Raw genomic sequence first — 14,002 nt, forward strand, 5'->3', positions numbered from 1 at the left:
CGTTCTTGACTCGCGAGGGCCTTGCGAATTCAGCATCGAAGATTGTTGCCAAGGGAGATGTCTTGGTCGCGCTGTATGGTGCCAACAGCGGTGATGTCGCAATCGCCAAAATTAGTGGTGCAATAAATCAGGCAATCTTGTGCCTGAAATCCAAAGAGAGTAACGCCTTCATTTACCAGTTCTTGAGCTTCAAGAAGGACTGGGTTGTGGCGACCTATCTCCAGGGTGGGCAGGGGAACTTGTCGGGAGAGATCGTCAAGTCCATCTCCGTGTGTTTCCCCTTCCCCGCGGAACAACAACGCATCGCCGCCTGCCTTAACAGCCTCGACGTGCTGGTCACCGCCGAAACCCTAAAGCTCGAAGCCCTCAAGACCCACAAGCAAGGGCTAATGCAGCAGCTTTTCCCTTCACCGGAGGAGAACTGAATGATGATCTTCAAAATTAACCGACTCACTAACTTCGGCAACTTCCGCCAGTTTCAATGGGCAGGCACCACACCCTTTTCGAAACGCAACCTCATCTACGGATGGAATTACTCTGGCAAAACTACACTATCTCGCCTGTTTCAGATTCTTGCTGAACCAAATCAGCTCGCACAATGGCAGGGCTGTCAATTCGAAGTAGAGCTTCAAGACGGGACCACAAGGACGCACTCCAACCTGGTTAATCCTCTGCTCATTAAGGTCTTTAACCGTGACTTCGTCCAACGTAACTTTCAGCAGGAACACCAAGCCCCTAGCGTGTTCATTGTCGGTGGCGATGCCATCCACCTGCGCAATCGGATTGCTCGCTTGAGTGAGCACGAGACAAAGGTTCTAAGAATAAAGGTACGCATGTCCGAAGACCATGGGAGGCTACAAAGTGAACTTGATTTGTTGAAGACAAATCATGCTAGGGCCGTTAGCACGGTAACCGGAGACAGAACATACAATCGTACCAAACGCGTAGCTGAAATTGAACGAATCAAAGCGACGCCAGACGTTTTTATTCTTACAGAGGAAGACCTCCAAGCCAAGGTGTCGCTACTCCGCAGCACGGAACAATGGGCGGACATCAATGCTGTTCCCGCTCCAGCGGATAAACCAGATGCTTTGCATCAAGGTTTGCTCCCGGTGATGCAAAAGACCGCATCGAACGAGGCCATCGCCAAGCTGAAAGAAGATCGTGACCTTGAATCATGGATACGAACAGGCCTGTCGCATCATGTGGAATCCTCTCAGTGCGAATTCTGCGGGTCCACAATTTCGGAGGAGCGTCTGACGGCATTGCAAAAACACTTCTCAAAAGCCTACGAAGAGTTAGCTGCAGAAGTGGCTTCTCAAACCTCCACACTTGAAGACATAGAGCTGTCAATTAATCTCCCAGACGAGCGTGACTTCTTTCCAGATCTACGGACGCAGTTTGTTGCTCTGAAGGCTAGGATTGAGGATTGGATCACTTGGGCAGATTCAGCAGTCGGCGCGCTCGCCATGCTCGCCAAACAGAAACAGCTAAGCCTTGAAACTCAACTTGCCTGCGTGGTCGACACAAGACGCACCTCTGAAATTGATCAATTCGTAGCGGACATCAACGCGCTTGTTACATCCCACAATCAAAAGGGCACTCAGATCGACACTGAGAAAAGATCTGCTAAGGGTGCAATCGAGAAGCATCAAGCTGCGAGCTTTTATCAGAATAATAGTGTCCTAGATAGAGAGGCCGCGATTCAAGCTGCCATTGATCAAGTTGAAAAAGCACAAAATGTTCTGACTGAAATCACCGCAAAGAAGCTGGGGGTCGAAACTCTGATCCAGCAGCAATCCATCGCAGCACAAAAGATTAACGAGACGGTCCAGTTTCTTTTGCCGGACAACAACATCTCAGTCGCTGAACTCCCTGGAGGCTCATTTGAATTCAGACGCGATGGTTCACCAGCTAATAACCTGAGTGAAGGCGAGAAGACCGCCATCACCTTTGCCTATTTCCTCGTTACACTTGAAAATAATGGCGCTTCACTAATTCAAACAGCTGTCTTCATCGATGATCCCATTTCTAGCCTCGATTCAAACCACATCTACGCAATTTATGCATTGATTACAAGACAACTGGAGTCATGTCTGCAGATTTTTATTTCCACTCACAACATCGAGCTTTACACCCTGCTCAAGGACTATTGGTTTCAGGCAAGGCAACAGTTTGCGAACCACCCTGATGCATGCGCCTACTACACGCGGCGATACATAGATGGTACCAGCCGCCAATGGCACTCTACGCTCGAGGATACTCCAATTCTTCTTCGAAAATACAAATCTGAATACCAGTTTATTTTTGACCAATTGCACCTCTTTGCATCATCGCAGGCGCCGTCTCTTCATGAAGCTTATACCTCCCCCAACTTGCTGCGCAAGTTCCTTGAAGCATACCTTGGCTTCAAAAAGCCTTGTATATCAAAATGGTCAAACAAGCTTGACCTATTGTTTGATGTAGATATTGATCGGGTCGAAATCCAGAAGTTCGCTGACGATGCGTCGCACTTGCAAGGATTGACCCGTGCTCTCCAGCAACCAGACTTTATCTCTAATGCACAGAACACTGTGAACAAGGTTATCCAAGCCTTGAAAGCGAAAGACATCATGCACTACACGTCCATGTGCACTGTGATCGGAGTTAGTCCTTAATGGCTCTATGAGTGAGTTCATCTTATACGCCAGCGACGACGGCCAAAGCCACATCCAGCTGCGGGCACATGAGCAAACCGTCTGGCTGACCCAGCTCGAAATGGCGGAACTCTTCGATGCCACCAAGCAGAACATCTCCCTGCACCTGAAGAACGTCTTTGCCGAAGGAGAGTTGGTCCCAGCGGCAACTGTCAAGGAATCCTTGACAGTTCAGATCGAAGGCAGTCGCGAGGTGCAGCGTCCCGTCACCCTCTACAACCTCGATGCGATTCTGGCCATGGGCTACCGGGTGCGCTCGCCCCGTGGCGTGCAGTTCCGTCGGTGGGCTTCCACCATCCTGAAGGACTACCTGATCAAGGGTTTCGTGATGGATGACGAGCGGCTGAAGAACCCCGACGGCCGCCCGGATTACTTCGACGAGATGCTGGAGCGCATCCGAGATATTCGGGCCTCCGAGAAGCGCTTTTACAAGAAAGTGCGCAACCTCTTCGCCCTCAGCAGCGACTACGACAAGACCGACAAGGGCACCCAAGTCTTCTATGCCACCGTACAGAATCTTCTCATCTACGCCGTGACCAGGAAGACGGCAGCCGAACTCATCACCGCACGGGCAAATCCCGCCGATCCGCATTTCGGCCTGCTGACCTGGAAGGGCGACAAGGTGCGCAAGGCGGGCATCGTCGTGGCCAAGAGCTACCTGAGCGAGGATCAGATCATCACCTCCAACGGCTTCCCTCTGCTCACCCATGCAGGTTTGACAACGACCGCAAGAGGCAGGATGCCCTTCACGCCGATCAGCAGGATGAGGCCATCCTCAAGGCTCTGGAAACCAATATGAAACGCCGCCCCAAGCCATGACTGACCCCAACCAGAAGCAACTCGGCAGCACCCTTTGGGCGATCGCCGACCAATTGCGCGGAGCGATGAATGCAGACGACTTCCGCGATTACATGCTGTCGTTTCTCTTTCTGCGCTACCTGTCCGACAACTACGAGCTGGCAGCGAAAAGGGAGCTGGGCAGCGATTACCCAGAGCTGGAGGATGACAGCTATCTGGTACCACTGAACATCTGGTATGAACTCAACCCTGAGGATATCGATGCTTTTGAAAAACAGATGCGCCGAAAAATCCACTATGTGATTCAGCCAAAATACCTATGGAACAGCATTGCCCATCTGGCGCGCACCCAGAACGGTGAACTCCTGAACACGCTTCAGGGTGGCTTTCAGTACATCGAGAACGAATCGTTTGAGAGCACATTCCAGGGGCTGTTCGCTGAGATCAACCTGGCCTCCGACAAGCTCGGGCGAACCTACGCGGATCGCAACGCCAAGCTCTGCACCATCATCACCAAGATTGCCGAGGGTCTGGCGGAGTTTTCTACCAACATCGATTCGCTGGGGGATGCTTACGAGTATCTGATCGGGCAGTTTGCCGCTGGTTCGGGCAAGAAGGCGGGAGAGTTCTATACCCCTCAACAGATCTCAGACATCCTCTCCGGCATCGTCACACTCGACAGCCAAGAACCCAGAACCGGAACGAAGCAGCGACTGGACAGCGTGTTGGATTTCGCCTGTGGCTCAGGCTCCTTGCTTCTCAACATCCGTACGCGGGTGAAAAAAGCGGGCGGCACGATTGGCAAGATCTTTGGCCAGGAAAACAACATCACCACCTACAACCTCGCCCGCATGAACATGCTGTTGCATGGGGTGAAAGACACGGAGTTTGAGATCTTTCACGGCGACACCCTGCTGAACGAATGGGACATGCTGCGCGAGCAGAATCCAGCCAAGAAGCCGAGCTTCGATGCCATCGTGGCCAACCCGCCCTTCAGCTACCGCTGGGAGCCCACCGACGCACTTGCCGATGATGTGCGCTTCAAAAGCCATGGCATGGCCCCGAAATCCGCTGCAGACTTTGCCTTTCTGCTCCATGGCTTTCACTACCTGAAAGACGAAGGCGTCATGGCCATCATCTTGCCCCACGGGGTGCTCTTCCGTGGCGGAGCCGAAGAACGGATCCGCACCAAGCTGCTCAAAGACGGCCACATCGACACCGTGATCGGCCTCCCCGCCAATCTCTTTTACTCCACAGGCATCCCGGTCTGCATTCTCGTGCTCAAGAAGTGCAAGAAGCCCGATGACGTGCTCTTCATCAATGCAGCCGAGCACTTTGTCAAAGGTAAGCGCCAGAACCAATTAACTCAGGAGCACATCAGCAAGATTATCCACACCTATCAGCAGCGGGAGCCAGAACCTCGTTACTCCCGCCGGGTGGAGATGGCGGAGATTGAAAAGAATGACTTCAACCTGAACATCTCTCGCTACATCAGCACGGCCGTCGCTGAGGAGGAGATCGACTTGCTGGCCGTTCATTCCAAGCTGGCCTCCCTTGAGCAATCCATTCGTGATGCTCGAGACAAACACAATGTGTTCCTTGAGAAATTAGGCCTACCCCCCTTGCTGTGACGGCAAAGCTGAGCCATCCAGACGCCATGACCCCCGCCCGTCCCTTCGCCCTGCGTCTGTTCGTGCCCTCCAGCCAACCAGAGGGCATGCGCATTGTGGAGAAAACGAACTGGAGCGGCATCGGCTTCGTGGTGCCCCGCTCCCAGCTCAAGGAATTCACCCAGCGGCCTGAGGCCGCGCGCCCGGGCGTCTATGTGCTCTCGGGGCCAGATCCGGAGGGCGGCAGTGATCGCGTCTACATCGGCGAAGCCGATCCCCTAGGCCGCCGCCTGGAGCAACACCAGGCCAAGGAGTTCTGGACTACCGCCTATGCCTTCACCTCCAAAGATGGCTACCTCAACAAGGCCCATGCCCAGCATCTGGAGGCGCGCCTGATTGTGATGGCCCAGGAGGCCAAGCGCTGCCGCCTGGAGAACGTCGTGCAGGGGCACTCGATCTCCCTGGCGGAGATGGACCGGGCCGAGGCTGATGGCTTCCTGGAGGAGGTGCTGCTCTGCTGCCCGGTGCTGGGTTTCCGAGCTTTTGAGCAGCCATCGGGCAAGCCGTCTGCCTCCAGCCGCAGGCTGTTTCACCTCAAGGGCCCAGACGCTTCCGGCCAGGGCTTTGAGTCGCCAGGCGGTTTCACCGTGTTGCGTGGCGCCCGGGCCCGAACCGACTTCGTCGACTCCACGCCTCCCGCCTGGGTCACGGCCCGTGCGCAACTGGTGAGCCAGGGAGTGTTTCTCAAGGAACCATCCGGCCTCAGCCTCGCCCAGGCCTACGAATTCACCTCACCATCCCAGGCGGCGATGATGCTGCTCGCCCGTAATGCCAATGGCCGCACCGAGTGGAAAGACGCTAAGGGCCTCACCCTCAAGGCCCATCAGGAGCAGGCAGCGGAGGCGGCCTCCATCGAGCAGGAAAGGTGAACGCACCGTGCAGGTTTTGTAAGGAGGCATGTCGCTGATACGCCGGTGGCACTCACCAATGCAGCCGCCCCAGCGCCTTGGCCACCCGCGCCGTCTACTCCTTCACCGGCTTTCCCGGCGACCCGGAGAGCCACGTTTACCTCCATCACGACGGCTACCCCACCGGAGCCGCCTGGCGCTTTGCGGCAGCCCTGCGCGAAAACCATGAACCCGCCTGCTTCCTCGCCGCCTTCCTGAGCACGCAGCCCAGGGCGGAGCCAATTCAGAGCCCCGAGCAGGCTGCCGATGCCGAGTACCGCTACCGGGTGCAGCTCCTCCCTGGCACCGATCCCCACCTTGAGGTGCAGTGCCGGCGTCGGATTCCGGGTAGCGCCAGCTGGATTCCCCGCTGCGGGCCAATGCCGCTGAAGCTGTTCATTCGGCGCTTCCTGCCCGGTGATCAGCTTTGACCCGGCCAAGCGCCTGCGAACCGTTGAGCAGCGCGGCCTGGATTTTCTTGATGCTGAGCGCGTCTTTTCAGGGCCCACGCTTGAGTTCCAGGATGTGCGCCGCGACTATGGTGAGGAACGGATCGTCTGCCTGGGCCTGCTTGAGAGGCGTCTGGTCGTCATCGTGTACACGAAACGATCCTCCCACCGGCAGATCATTTCGATGCGAAAGGCTAATGCAAGAGAACAACTTCGTTTTCGTCTCTACTTCTCCTGAGGATCCGATCCGCTCTGATCTTCTGCGTGTGGATGCCCACGTGATCCAGCCAGAGGAGTACACAGAGATTCCGGAGATCACCGACGAGGATCTCCTCCATGCCGTGCTCCGGCGACCCGGGCAATCGGATCAGCCTGTGGTGGCCGACCCTCCCTCACACGCCTGATCGAAGCCGCCTCAGGTCCGAAGCGCCTCCCGATGGGCGCTCAGGAATGCCTCCTGCTCCCGACTGAACGGCCGGATCAGGTTGGCCCCATCGATCCCCCAGCAGCGAAGCGCATCGCGGGCCGCCTCGTGTTCGCAGAGCAGTGCACCCTCGGCATCAAAGCTGATCCAGTGGCGATCAAACAGCTTGTCCACATGGGGGGAGAGCAGCAGGCCGTTGGCTCCGCTGAGCCGCTCGCGGTTATCGCAATCCCGCCAAGGTTTGATGTGGCTCGCCACCAGAAACTGTTGTCGCGCCAGCCCCGTCACCCGGCAGGCCGGCTCCAGTTCAGACACCCGATGGCGGAACAACCCCTGCCCCAGCCGCGCCTTGGTGAGCGCATCGCGCTCGGTGCTGCTCGGCACCTCCCGCAGCCGTTGCATGTCATCGAGCAGGGCGGTGGTGTAGTTGCCCTCTTCTGCCAGCACCACCAGGTGCACGCGCACTGCCGGGTCGGCATGGTCTTCGATCAGCTTGAGCAGTAGCAAGCCAAGGGTTTCGCCCAGCCCCGCCAGGTACACCCCCTGGTTGCCCCGGCCTGAGTTGGTGCTGATCGGGCTGTGGCGCTCAGGCAGCAGCGGTTGCAGCAGCTCGAAGAACGTCTGCGGCACCAACGCTTGGCGCAGCGGTTGCCAGTTCACGCGCACCAGCCAACCTTCCTGGCTCCAGTTGTCGCCGGTCGATCCGAACTCAGGCGGCTTGGGCGCGGTGATCGCCGCTGTTTCCACCAAGCCGATCTGGCTGATCTTGCCGTTGGCGTAGCTGAACACCACATCCCCCCGCTGGCAGCGGGTGAGGTTGTCGTAGCTCACATTGCGCGCGCCGTTGGCATTGGCCTTGGGCGACCAGATGTAGCCGCCGTCGGTCTCCTGCCGGTAGGTCTGTTTTGGTTGACTCACCAGTAGGCCATGAATGGTGGCTGGGCTTGGCCCAGTTGTAGCCGAGTCAGAGCTGAGTGTCTTCAATAGGCCTGATGCGCAGGAATCACTCCCCGTACCCCACCTCGCGGCTGCTCACAATCCCCCTGCCGCCTTGGAATCAGATGCCAGTGCGCATGAAACACCGTCTGCACCGCCGCCTCGCCTGAGTTCAGCCCCACATTCCAGCCGCTGATCCCGGCATCGTCAGTCGCGAGCTGCTCCCGCCGGCGCTTGAGCAGTTCCACCACCGCATTCCACTCCGGCTGGTGCAACTCCAGCCCGTCGGACACATGGCGCCTGGAGATCACCAGGCTGTGCCCCTCACTCACCGGATAGGCATCGGCGATGCAGAGCGCCAATTCGCTCTCCAGCAGCACCCGGCCGCTGCCCTCCAGCGCGCAGAACACACAACCCTCCTGCCTGATCTGGTAGCTGGCGAGGAGTCCGCGAAAGTCGGTGCGATCCGTGTCTCGCTTGCCGGCATTACAGCGGAAGCAGAGGGCCTGGAAGTTGGAGAGGTCGTCGGGTCCTCCCTGGTTTCTGGGGATGATGTGATCCACCTCCAGGGCGCACTGGTGCTTGGGCGCGGAAGGCGTCGAGGCGCTGGCGGCAGAGGGCTAGAAGCTCATCGCGCTCGGCGTCACTCAGCTCCTCGCCGCCCAACAGGCGGTAGTGGTCGTAGGCGTAGCTGGTCATGCCGTTGACGGTGAGGTGTCGATCTGGGTCACGTCTTCCCCCAGGATCCGCCGGGCGATGTCCTGCGACGGGGCGGGGCTGGCTGTTGCTTGGCAAATCAGCGGCCGAGCAGTTCCAACCGCTACGCGGAAGCCTTCGGCTACACCATCAGCGGCTGGTCGATGGGGCTCATGCGCATCCGCCGCGTCACGTCGTCGCGCAGGCGTTCGTAGGTGGGGGAGGGGGCAGGGGGCATGAGGGCATGGGGGCATGGGGGCATGGGGGCATGGAGCGATGGTGGCGGTTGCCGGTCGCTCCGACCAGGGTGGGTTTTGGGCGGCCCGTCAGGCTGGCGCTCCTGCTGGGATCCCTTCTGGTGTGAGCGCGCAGCGGCTGCAGCCAACCCGGCTCCGGGTGTGGTTATGCCGCCCCAGTCCCCTTCATCTGCAGAACCAATGGGCAGGCCACGGCAACACTTGGGCCTCATCCAGCGGGGGAACGGACAAGAGCATCCGCTCCAACCCTTGCCCACTCGCGCTGCCATCACGTCCACCACGACGGAGTCCCAGCGTGATGCCCCTGTCGGCCTGCACCGTGATCATGTGGATAGACAACGTCTACCTGAAAGGGCTAGGGTTGCTTAACGCCTGCTGTTGATCCGTGGCTGCCACTCCTCGACTCAGCTGGAACTTGCGGGTCACGCCCGACGATCAGGCGCTGATCGATCGCGCGGTCCGTACTTCTGGCCTCACCCGAACCGACTTCGTTCTGCAGGCGGCCCGCAATGCCGCCCGTGAGCTGCTGGTGCAGCAGGCCTGGCAGGCCATTTCGCCTGAACAGTTCGACTTGTTTCTTCGCCAGCTCGACGCTCCGCCCACCCCATCGGATCGTCTACAACGCACCATGACGGCACCGAAGCCCTGGCAGCGCTGATGGATCTGCAGGCGCCGCAGCCGCTGGCGCAGCATCACAGCACTGTCGGCTTTGACTGTGGCGATTCCAGCCTTGACCACTGGCTTCAGCAGCGTGCACTGACCAACCAGAAGGGCGGTGCGACGCGCAGCTTCGTGGTCTGCAATGGCGACGACATCGTCAAGGCCTATGTAGCCCTGGCCTCCGGCTCGGTGGCCGTGGCCTCAGCCCCTGGGCGTTTCAGGCGCAACATGCCCGATCCCATTCCAGTGGTGGTGTTGGCGCGGTTGGCGGTCTGCCGCAGTGTCCAGGGACGAGGCATCGCTCGCGCACTGCTCGCCGATGCGTTTGAGCGGGTGCTGCAGGCCAGCACACAGATCGGCGTGCGCGGCATCGTGGTTCATGCAGCGTCCACGGAAGCCCGCAGCTTCTATCTCCACATGGGTTTTGATCCCTCACCCATCGACCCCGACACCCTGCTGATCCGTCTCTCGGATGTGGCGGCCACCTTGCCGTTCTGATCTGAGCGGCGCAGGGTGTCGCTGGCCTGCAGGTTGTGCTGAGGTCGTCGGAGCCGCTCATCGTCCTGGGCACGATGTGGTCCACCTCTAGGGCCCGCTGGTGAGGGATTTGCAGAGCAACAGCCCGCGCCGCAGCATTCGCAGCGGCCACGGGCGCGGAAAGTGTTGAGGCGCTGGCGGCAGAGCTGCAGCAGCTCATCGCGCTCGGCATCGCTCAGCTCTACTGCTACGCAGAAGCCTTCGGCTACGCCGCCCAACAGGCGGTAGTGGTCGTTGGCGTAGCTGGTCACGCCGTTGACGGTGAGCAATCGATCTGGGTCACGTCTTCGCCCAGGATCCGCCGGGCGATGTCCTCGGCTGGGGCGGGGCTGCGGCGGCCCAGCAGTTCCATGAGCATCAGTGGCTGGTAGCTGTGGCTCATGCGCATCCGCCGCGTCACGTCGTCGCGCAGGCGTTCGTAGGTGGGGGAGGTGGGAGGGGGCATGGAGCGGTGCTGGCGGCTGCCGGGCGCTTGGGCCAGGTCTGGTTTTGGGCGGCCCGTCAGGCCGGAGCCCCTGCCGGGATCCCTTCTGGCGCGGGCGCGTGGCGGCTGCAGCCAACCCAGTCCCCTCCATACCCAAAACCGATGGGAAGGCCATGGCAAAACGTGCTGCGGGCCCTGGAGCCGCGCGGCCCGGGATCGGGGCGGTACTGGCGAGGGGCAGCAGAATGGGCATCATGACCGCCAGCCAACCCCCAACGCTCCAGCAGCTGTCGCAGTTGGCGCCCAAGCTGCAGGCGCTCATCGCTGCCCACGGTGGTCGGGATCTGCGGGTGTTTGGCTCTGTGCTCCACGGCACGGCAGCGAACCAGAGCGATGTGGACCTGCTTGTGGATTTCCCAGGCAGCCCCAGCTTTGAGCAGTACATGGATCTCAAGCTGGCCCTGGAAGATCTGCTCAACGCTCGGGTGGATCTGGTCACCCGGCGCGGACTTCGCCCGGAATTACGCCAACGCATTGAGCAGGAGGCCCTTCCGCTTGCCTGAGCAGCACCAGGGTCGCGACTGGACCTTGTTTCTTCAGGACATGCGGAAGTGCTGCACCAAGGTGCTCCGCTACAGCAGTGGCCTCACCAAGCAACAGTTTCTCGATGATGAGCTGACGCTTGATGCCGTGCTGAGGAATCTGGAGGTGCTGGGCGAAGCGGCTAAGCAGATCCCTGCGGAGATCCGGGAGCGCCATTTGCAGGTTCCTTGGCGGCGAATTGCTGGTCTCCGTGATGTTCTGGCCCATGCCTACTTTGGCCTGGAAGACGACACCATCTGGCAGATTGTTTCCGAGAGCCTGCCAGCCCTTGCCGCACAGTTGGACCAGGTGGCTGAGGCTGAGCTGTGACGGCGGAAGCCATGCGCGCAGCCGAAGACTTCTGCCCGGCAGACCACATCCTCGCCGCGCTGCTCGCGGAACGCAGCAGAGGGCCAGGGTTGGCTTTGGGCGGCCCGTCAGGTCATCGCCCCTGCTGGGATCCCTTCTGGATTGGGCGCGGGCGGCTGCCCAGTCAGCAGCAGGATCCCTTCCTCCACTGCAAGAGTGATGACACTGGAGGCGGCCATGCAGGAAATCCTTTTCGTGGTGGAGGAAGCGGAGGATGGCTCCTTCCGGGCCAGTGCTGCCGGTGCAGCGATCCACACCGAGGCAGGCACCCTCGAGGAGCTCCACCGGGAGATCCGCGATGCCGTTGTCTGCCATTTCGATCCCGGCGAGGCGCCACCCCTGATCCGTCTTCATCACGTGAGGCAGGAACTGCTGGCCCTGTGAGGATTCCGCGGGACGTCAACGGCCAGCTCTTGGCTGAGCGCCTGCAACGCCATGGCTACGCGGTGACCCGACAGACAGGCAGCCACACCTCACAATTCCCGCCCACAAGCCCGTGAAGGTCGGCACCCTGCGCCAGATCCTCAAGGACGTGGCCGCTCAGCTGGGCTGCTCGATCGAAGAGCTGACCGGCAGCCTGGACCTATGAGGGCTGGCCTTTGGGGCCGCGCTTCTTTTTCGTGGGGATCCTGTCCGCTGACGCTCGATAGCCACTGATCGGCGTGTCTCGCCCATTCGCTTCATGCGTTCAGTGGCATGGGCGCATCCTCGCTGGGGTGTGACGGGGGTGGCACTTGTAAGGGGAAGAACACAGGCAAGCCAGGCCGCCATGTCAGCTCGTGATCGCCGTCGCCCTGTACCACCGCTTGACGTGCCTACGCCTGGCGGTGGTAAGGTAGCGGTGTGATCAGGTCGTTTCGTTGCCGAGACACCCAGGCCTTGTTTTCGGGAAAGCCGGTGCGGCGCTTTGGGAGCATCGCTCGCGTGGCCTTCCGCAAGCTCTCCTTGCGCAAGCTCGCCATTCTTGATGCCGCCGCAGGCCTCAACGATCTGCAGATTCCACCAGGCAACCGCCTGGAGCCGCTCCGGGGAGACCGCCATGGCCAGCACAGCATCCGCATCAACGACCAGTTCCGGCTCTGCTTTCACTGGACGGAAGCCGGGCCAGAGGATGTCGAAATCGTTGACTATCACTGACGCGATGCTCGTTCACCCCGGCGAGGTGCTGCTGGAGGAGTTCTTGCGGCCATTGGGGATCAGCCAGTACCGGTTGGCGCAGGCGATCGATGTGCCCGAGAGCCGCATCAACGCCATCGTGAAAGGGCGGCGGGCGATCACTGCCGACACCGATCTGCGCCTTTGCCGGTTCTTTGGTCTGAGCGAGGGCTTCTGGCTGCGGATGCAAGGGAGCCATGATCTGAAGCTGGCCAAGCAGGCTCTGGAAAGTGTGCTGCCGGCGATCGAGCCAATCCAGCCAATGGCGTGAGCAGCGCTGTCGGCTCGGCGTCGCTCAGTTCGTCGCCACCCAACAGGCGGTAGTGGTCGTTGGCGTAGCTGGTCACGCCATTGACGGTGAGTAGTCGATCTGGGTCACGTCTTCCCCCAGGATCCGCCGGGCGATGTCCTGGGCTGGGGCTGGGCTGCGGCGGCTGAGCAGCTCCATCAGCATGAGCGGTTGATCGATGTGGCTCATGCGCATCGGCCGCGTCACGTCGTCGCGCAGGCGTTCGTAGGTGGGGGAGGGGACAGGGGGTGGCACTGGTGAGTTGAACAGCAAACCTCTGAACGTGTGGTCTGGATCGTTGTCGTGGTTGCATTTGCATCAGCTCTACAGTGGTGAGATTGCTCCCTCGGAGGCCTCGGCTGATGGCGGCACATTTCTCTCTAGCTAAGATGAGTCTGGAAGAGAAGCTCGAGGCGATGGAACTCCTCTGGGCAGATCTCTCCGCTACGCCCGATCAGGTCGATTCCCCCTCCTGGCATCGCGATGAATTAGAGCGACGCCGTGAGCAGGTACGGCAGGATCCTGACCGTTTTCAGCCCTGGAATGCTGCCATCGCTGAGCTGAGATTTGAGCTCCGTGGACATCAGACTTCTTGACGCCGCCAGGGATGATCTCCGCAATGGCTGGATATTTTATGAGCGCCAACTCGTCGGCCTTGGCGACCGTTTTCTTGACGCCATTGAAGCCGATGTCCGGTTTTTGTCTCTGTACGCTGGCATCCATTCGAAGGTCGACGGCTTCCATCGGCTGCTAATCAGAAGATTCCCATTCGCGCTCTACTACTTGGTGGAGGAGGAAAGAATCGACATCTACGCCATCCTCGACTGTCGCCGCGATCCGCTCTTGATTCGCTCACGGCTACAGACCGATCGGCCCAACCCGTGAGCCCAGGCAGGCCGCCGATCAGGCTGTAGGCGTCGTTCCCGTAGGCGGTGATGCCGTTGCCGGTGAGCACCCGCTGCACGTAGGTGTCGATCTGGGTCACGTCTTCCCCCAGGATCCGCCGGGCGATGTCCTGGGCGGGGGCTGGGCTGCGGCGGCCGAGCAGTTCCATGAGCATCAGCGGCTGGTCGATGGGGCTCATGCGCATCCGCCCCGCCAAGTAGTCGCCCAGGCGTTCGTAGGTGGGGGAGAAGCCCCTACCAGGCGCCATGCCTTTGCATGCCCCCTCCA

The 14,002-nt window shown here is 60.0% G+C and carries 20 protein-coding genes; 15 read left to right on the plus strand and 5 right to left on the minus strand.

Annotation, left to right across the window (positions count from 1 at the left end):
* The first annotated feature begins 5 nt into the window (after positions 1–5).
* The 7 genes from ACXMDM_RS02275 to ACXMDM_RS02305 all read left to right on the plus strand — a co-directional run bounded on the left by ACXMDM_RS02275 (position 6) and on the right by ACXMDM_RS02305 (position 6,738).
* Positions 6–425 carry a restriction endonuclease subunit S gene (locus ACXMDM_RS02275; protein ID WP_499570001.1) on the plus strand — a complete coding sequence of 140 codons (420 nt, stop codon included), beginning with the start codon at positions 6–8 and terminating at the stop codon, positions 423–425.
* Positions 426–2,657, plus strand: a complete 2,232-nt coding sequence (locus ACXMDM_RS02280; RefSeq protein WP_499570003.1) for an AAA family ATPase — start codon at positions 426–428, stop codon at positions 2,655–2,657.
* A 7-nt stretch (positions 2,658–2,664) separates the two neighbouring features.
* Positions 2,665–3,495 (plus strand): RhuM family protein, encoded by an 831-nt coding sequence (locus tag ACXMDM_RS02285; protein WP_259723243.1) that lies wholly within the window; start codon positions 2,665–2,667, stop codon positions 3,493–3,495.
* Between the two features lie 16 nt (positions 3,496–3,511).
* On the plus strand, positions 3,512–5,125 hold the full coding sequence (locus tag ACXMDM_RS02290; protein WP_259723242.1) for a type I restriction-modification system subunit M: 1,614 nt from the start codon (positions 3,512–3,514) through the stop codon (positions 5,123–5,125).
* Positions 5,126–5,151: 26 nt separating this feature from the next.
* Positions 5,152–6,033: a GIY-YIG nuclease family protein gene (locus ACXMDM_RS02295; protein WP_259723241.1), complete on the plus strand. Its 882-nt coding sequence runs from the start codon at positions 5,152–5,154 to the stop codon at positions 6,031–6,033.
* A gap of 77 nt (positions 6,034–6,110) precedes the next feature.
* Positions 6,111–6,482, plus strand: coding sequence for a hypothetical protein (locus ACXMDM_RS02300; protein WP_259723240.1), 372 nt, complete (start codon positions 6,111–6,113; stop codon positions 6,480–6,482).
* Positions 6,469–6,738, plus strand: a complete 270-nt coding sequence (locus ACXMDM_RS02305; RefSeq protein WP_259723239.1) for a BrnT family toxin — start codon at positions 6,469–6,471, stop codon at positions 6,736–6,738. Before ACXMDM_RS02300 ends, ACXMDM_RS02305 begins: the two co-directional genes overlap by 14 nt.
* A 177-nt stretch (positions 6,739–6,915) precedes the next feature.
* Here the strand turns inward: ACXMDM_RS02305 and ACXMDM_RS02310 are convergent, their stop codons facing one another.
* Positions 6,916–7,842 (minus strand): HNH endonuclease, encoded by a 927-nt coding sequence (locus ACXMDM_RS02310; RefSeq protein WP_259723238.1) that lies wholly within the window; start codon positions 7,840–7,842, stop codon positions 6,916–6,918.
* A gap of 62 nt (positions 7,843–7,904) precedes the next feature.
* Entirely contained in the window at positions 7,905–8,423 is a 519-nt protein-coding gene (locus tag ACXMDM_RS02315) for an HIT domain-containing protein (protein ID WP_259723237.1), read from the minus strand.
* Positions 8,424–9,198: 775 nt separating this feature from the next.
* Between ACXMDM_RS02315 and ACXMDM_RS02320 the strand changes: the two genes are divergently transcribed.
* Positions 9,199–9,471, plus strand: coding sequence for a type II toxin-antitoxin system TacA family antitoxin (locus tag ACXMDM_RS02320; RefSeq protein ID WP_071800440.1), 273 nt, complete (start codon positions 9,199–9,201; stop codon positions 9,469–9,471).
* On the plus strand, positions 9,471–9,971 hold the full coding sequence (locus ACXMDM_RS02325; RefSeq protein ID WP_071800441.1) for a GNAT family N-acetyltransferase: 501 nt from the start codon (positions 9,471–9,473) through the stop codon (positions 9,969–9,971). Before ACXMDM_RS02320 ends, ACXMDM_RS02325 begins: the two co-directional genes overlap by 1 nt.
* Before the next feature lie 286 nt (positions 9,972–10,257).
* Here the strand turns inward: ACXMDM_RS02325 and ACXMDM_RS02330 are convergent, their stop codons facing one another.
* Complete coding sequence (locus tag ACXMDM_RS02330; protein WP_259723236.1) at positions 10,258–10,455, minus strand: hypothetical protein; 198 nt, start codon at positions 10,453–10,455, stop codon at positions 10,258–10,260.
* Between the two features lie 233 nt (positions 10,456–10,688).
* Here ACXMDM_RS02330 and ACXMDM_RS02335 point away from each other — a divergent pair, with 233 nt between their 5' ends.
* The 5 genes from ACXMDM_RS02335 (at position 10,689) to ACXMDM_RS02355 (ending at position 12,811) form a co-directional block, all read left to right on the plus strand.
* Positions 10,689–10,997: a nucleotidyltransferase family protein gene (locus ACXMDM_RS02335; RefSeq protein WP_071802012.1), complete on the plus strand. Its 309-nt coding sequence runs from the start codon at positions 10,689–10,691 to the stop codon at positions 10,995–10,997.
* The gene (locus ACXMDM_RS02340; RefSeq protein ID WP_259723235.1) at positions 10,990–11,346 is read left to right on the plus strand and encodes a HepT-like ribonuclease domain-containing protein; all 357 of its coding nucleotides are present in this window, start codon (positions 10,990–10,992) and stop codon (positions 11,344–11,346) included. The genes ACXMDM_RS02335 and ACXMDM_RS02340 overlap by 8 nt, the downstream gene beginning before the upstream one ends.
* A gap of 198 nt (positions 11,347–11,544) precedes the next feature.
* Positions 11,545–11,769: a 2-oxoisovalerate dehydrogenase gene (locus ACXMDM_RS02345; RefSeq protein WP_313772485.1), complete on the plus strand. Its 225-nt coding sequence runs from the start codon at positions 11,545–11,547 to the stop codon at positions 11,767–11,769.
* Positions 11,770–12,309: 540 nt separating this feature from the next.
* Complete coding sequence (locus tag ACXMDM_RS02350; protein WP_311134040.1) at positions 12,310–12,522, plus strand: type II toxin-antitoxin system RelE/ParE family toxin; 213 nt, start codon at positions 12,310–12,312, stop codon at positions 12,520–12,522.
* A complete protein-coding gene (locus ACXMDM_RS02355; protein ID WP_233831148.1) occupies positions 12,509–12,811 on the plus strand; it encodes a HigA family addiction module antitoxin in 303 nt (100 codons plus the stop codon). The genes ACXMDM_RS02350 and ACXMDM_RS02355 overlap by 14 nt, the downstream gene beginning before the upstream one ends.
* 72 nt (positions 12,812–12,883) lie before the next feature.
* Here the strand turns inward: ACXMDM_RS02355 and ACXMDM_RS02360 are convergent, their stop codons facing one another.
* The gene (locus ACXMDM_RS02360; RefSeq protein ID WP_145536939.1) at positions 12,884–13,084 is read right to left on the minus strand and encodes a hypothetical protein; all 201 of its coding nucleotides are present in this window, start codon (positions 13,082–13,084) and stop codon (positions 12,884–12,886) included.
* Between the two features lie 161 nt (positions 13,085–13,245).
* Between ACXMDM_RS02360 and ACXMDM_RS02365 the strand changes: the two genes are divergently transcribed.
* Positions 13,246–13,425: an addiction module protein gene (locus tag ACXMDM_RS02365; protein WP_233831257.1), complete on the plus strand. Its 180-nt coding sequence runs from the start codon at positions 13,246–13,248 to the stop codon at positions 13,423–13,425.
* Between the two features lie 158 nt (positions 13,426–13,583).
* Here the strand turns inward: ACXMDM_RS02365 and ACXMDM_RS02370 are convergent, their stop codons facing one another.
* Positions 13,584–13,982 carry a hypothetical protein gene (locus tag ACXMDM_RS02370; RefSeq protein ID WP_186437637.1) on the minus strand — a complete coding sequence of 133 codons (399 nt, stop codon included), beginning with the start codon at positions 13,980–13,982 and terminating at the stop codon, positions 13,584–13,586.
* Between the last annotated feature and the right edge of the window lie 20 nt (positions 13,983–14,002).

Source organism: Synechococcus sp. CS-603, assembly GCF_977929215.1.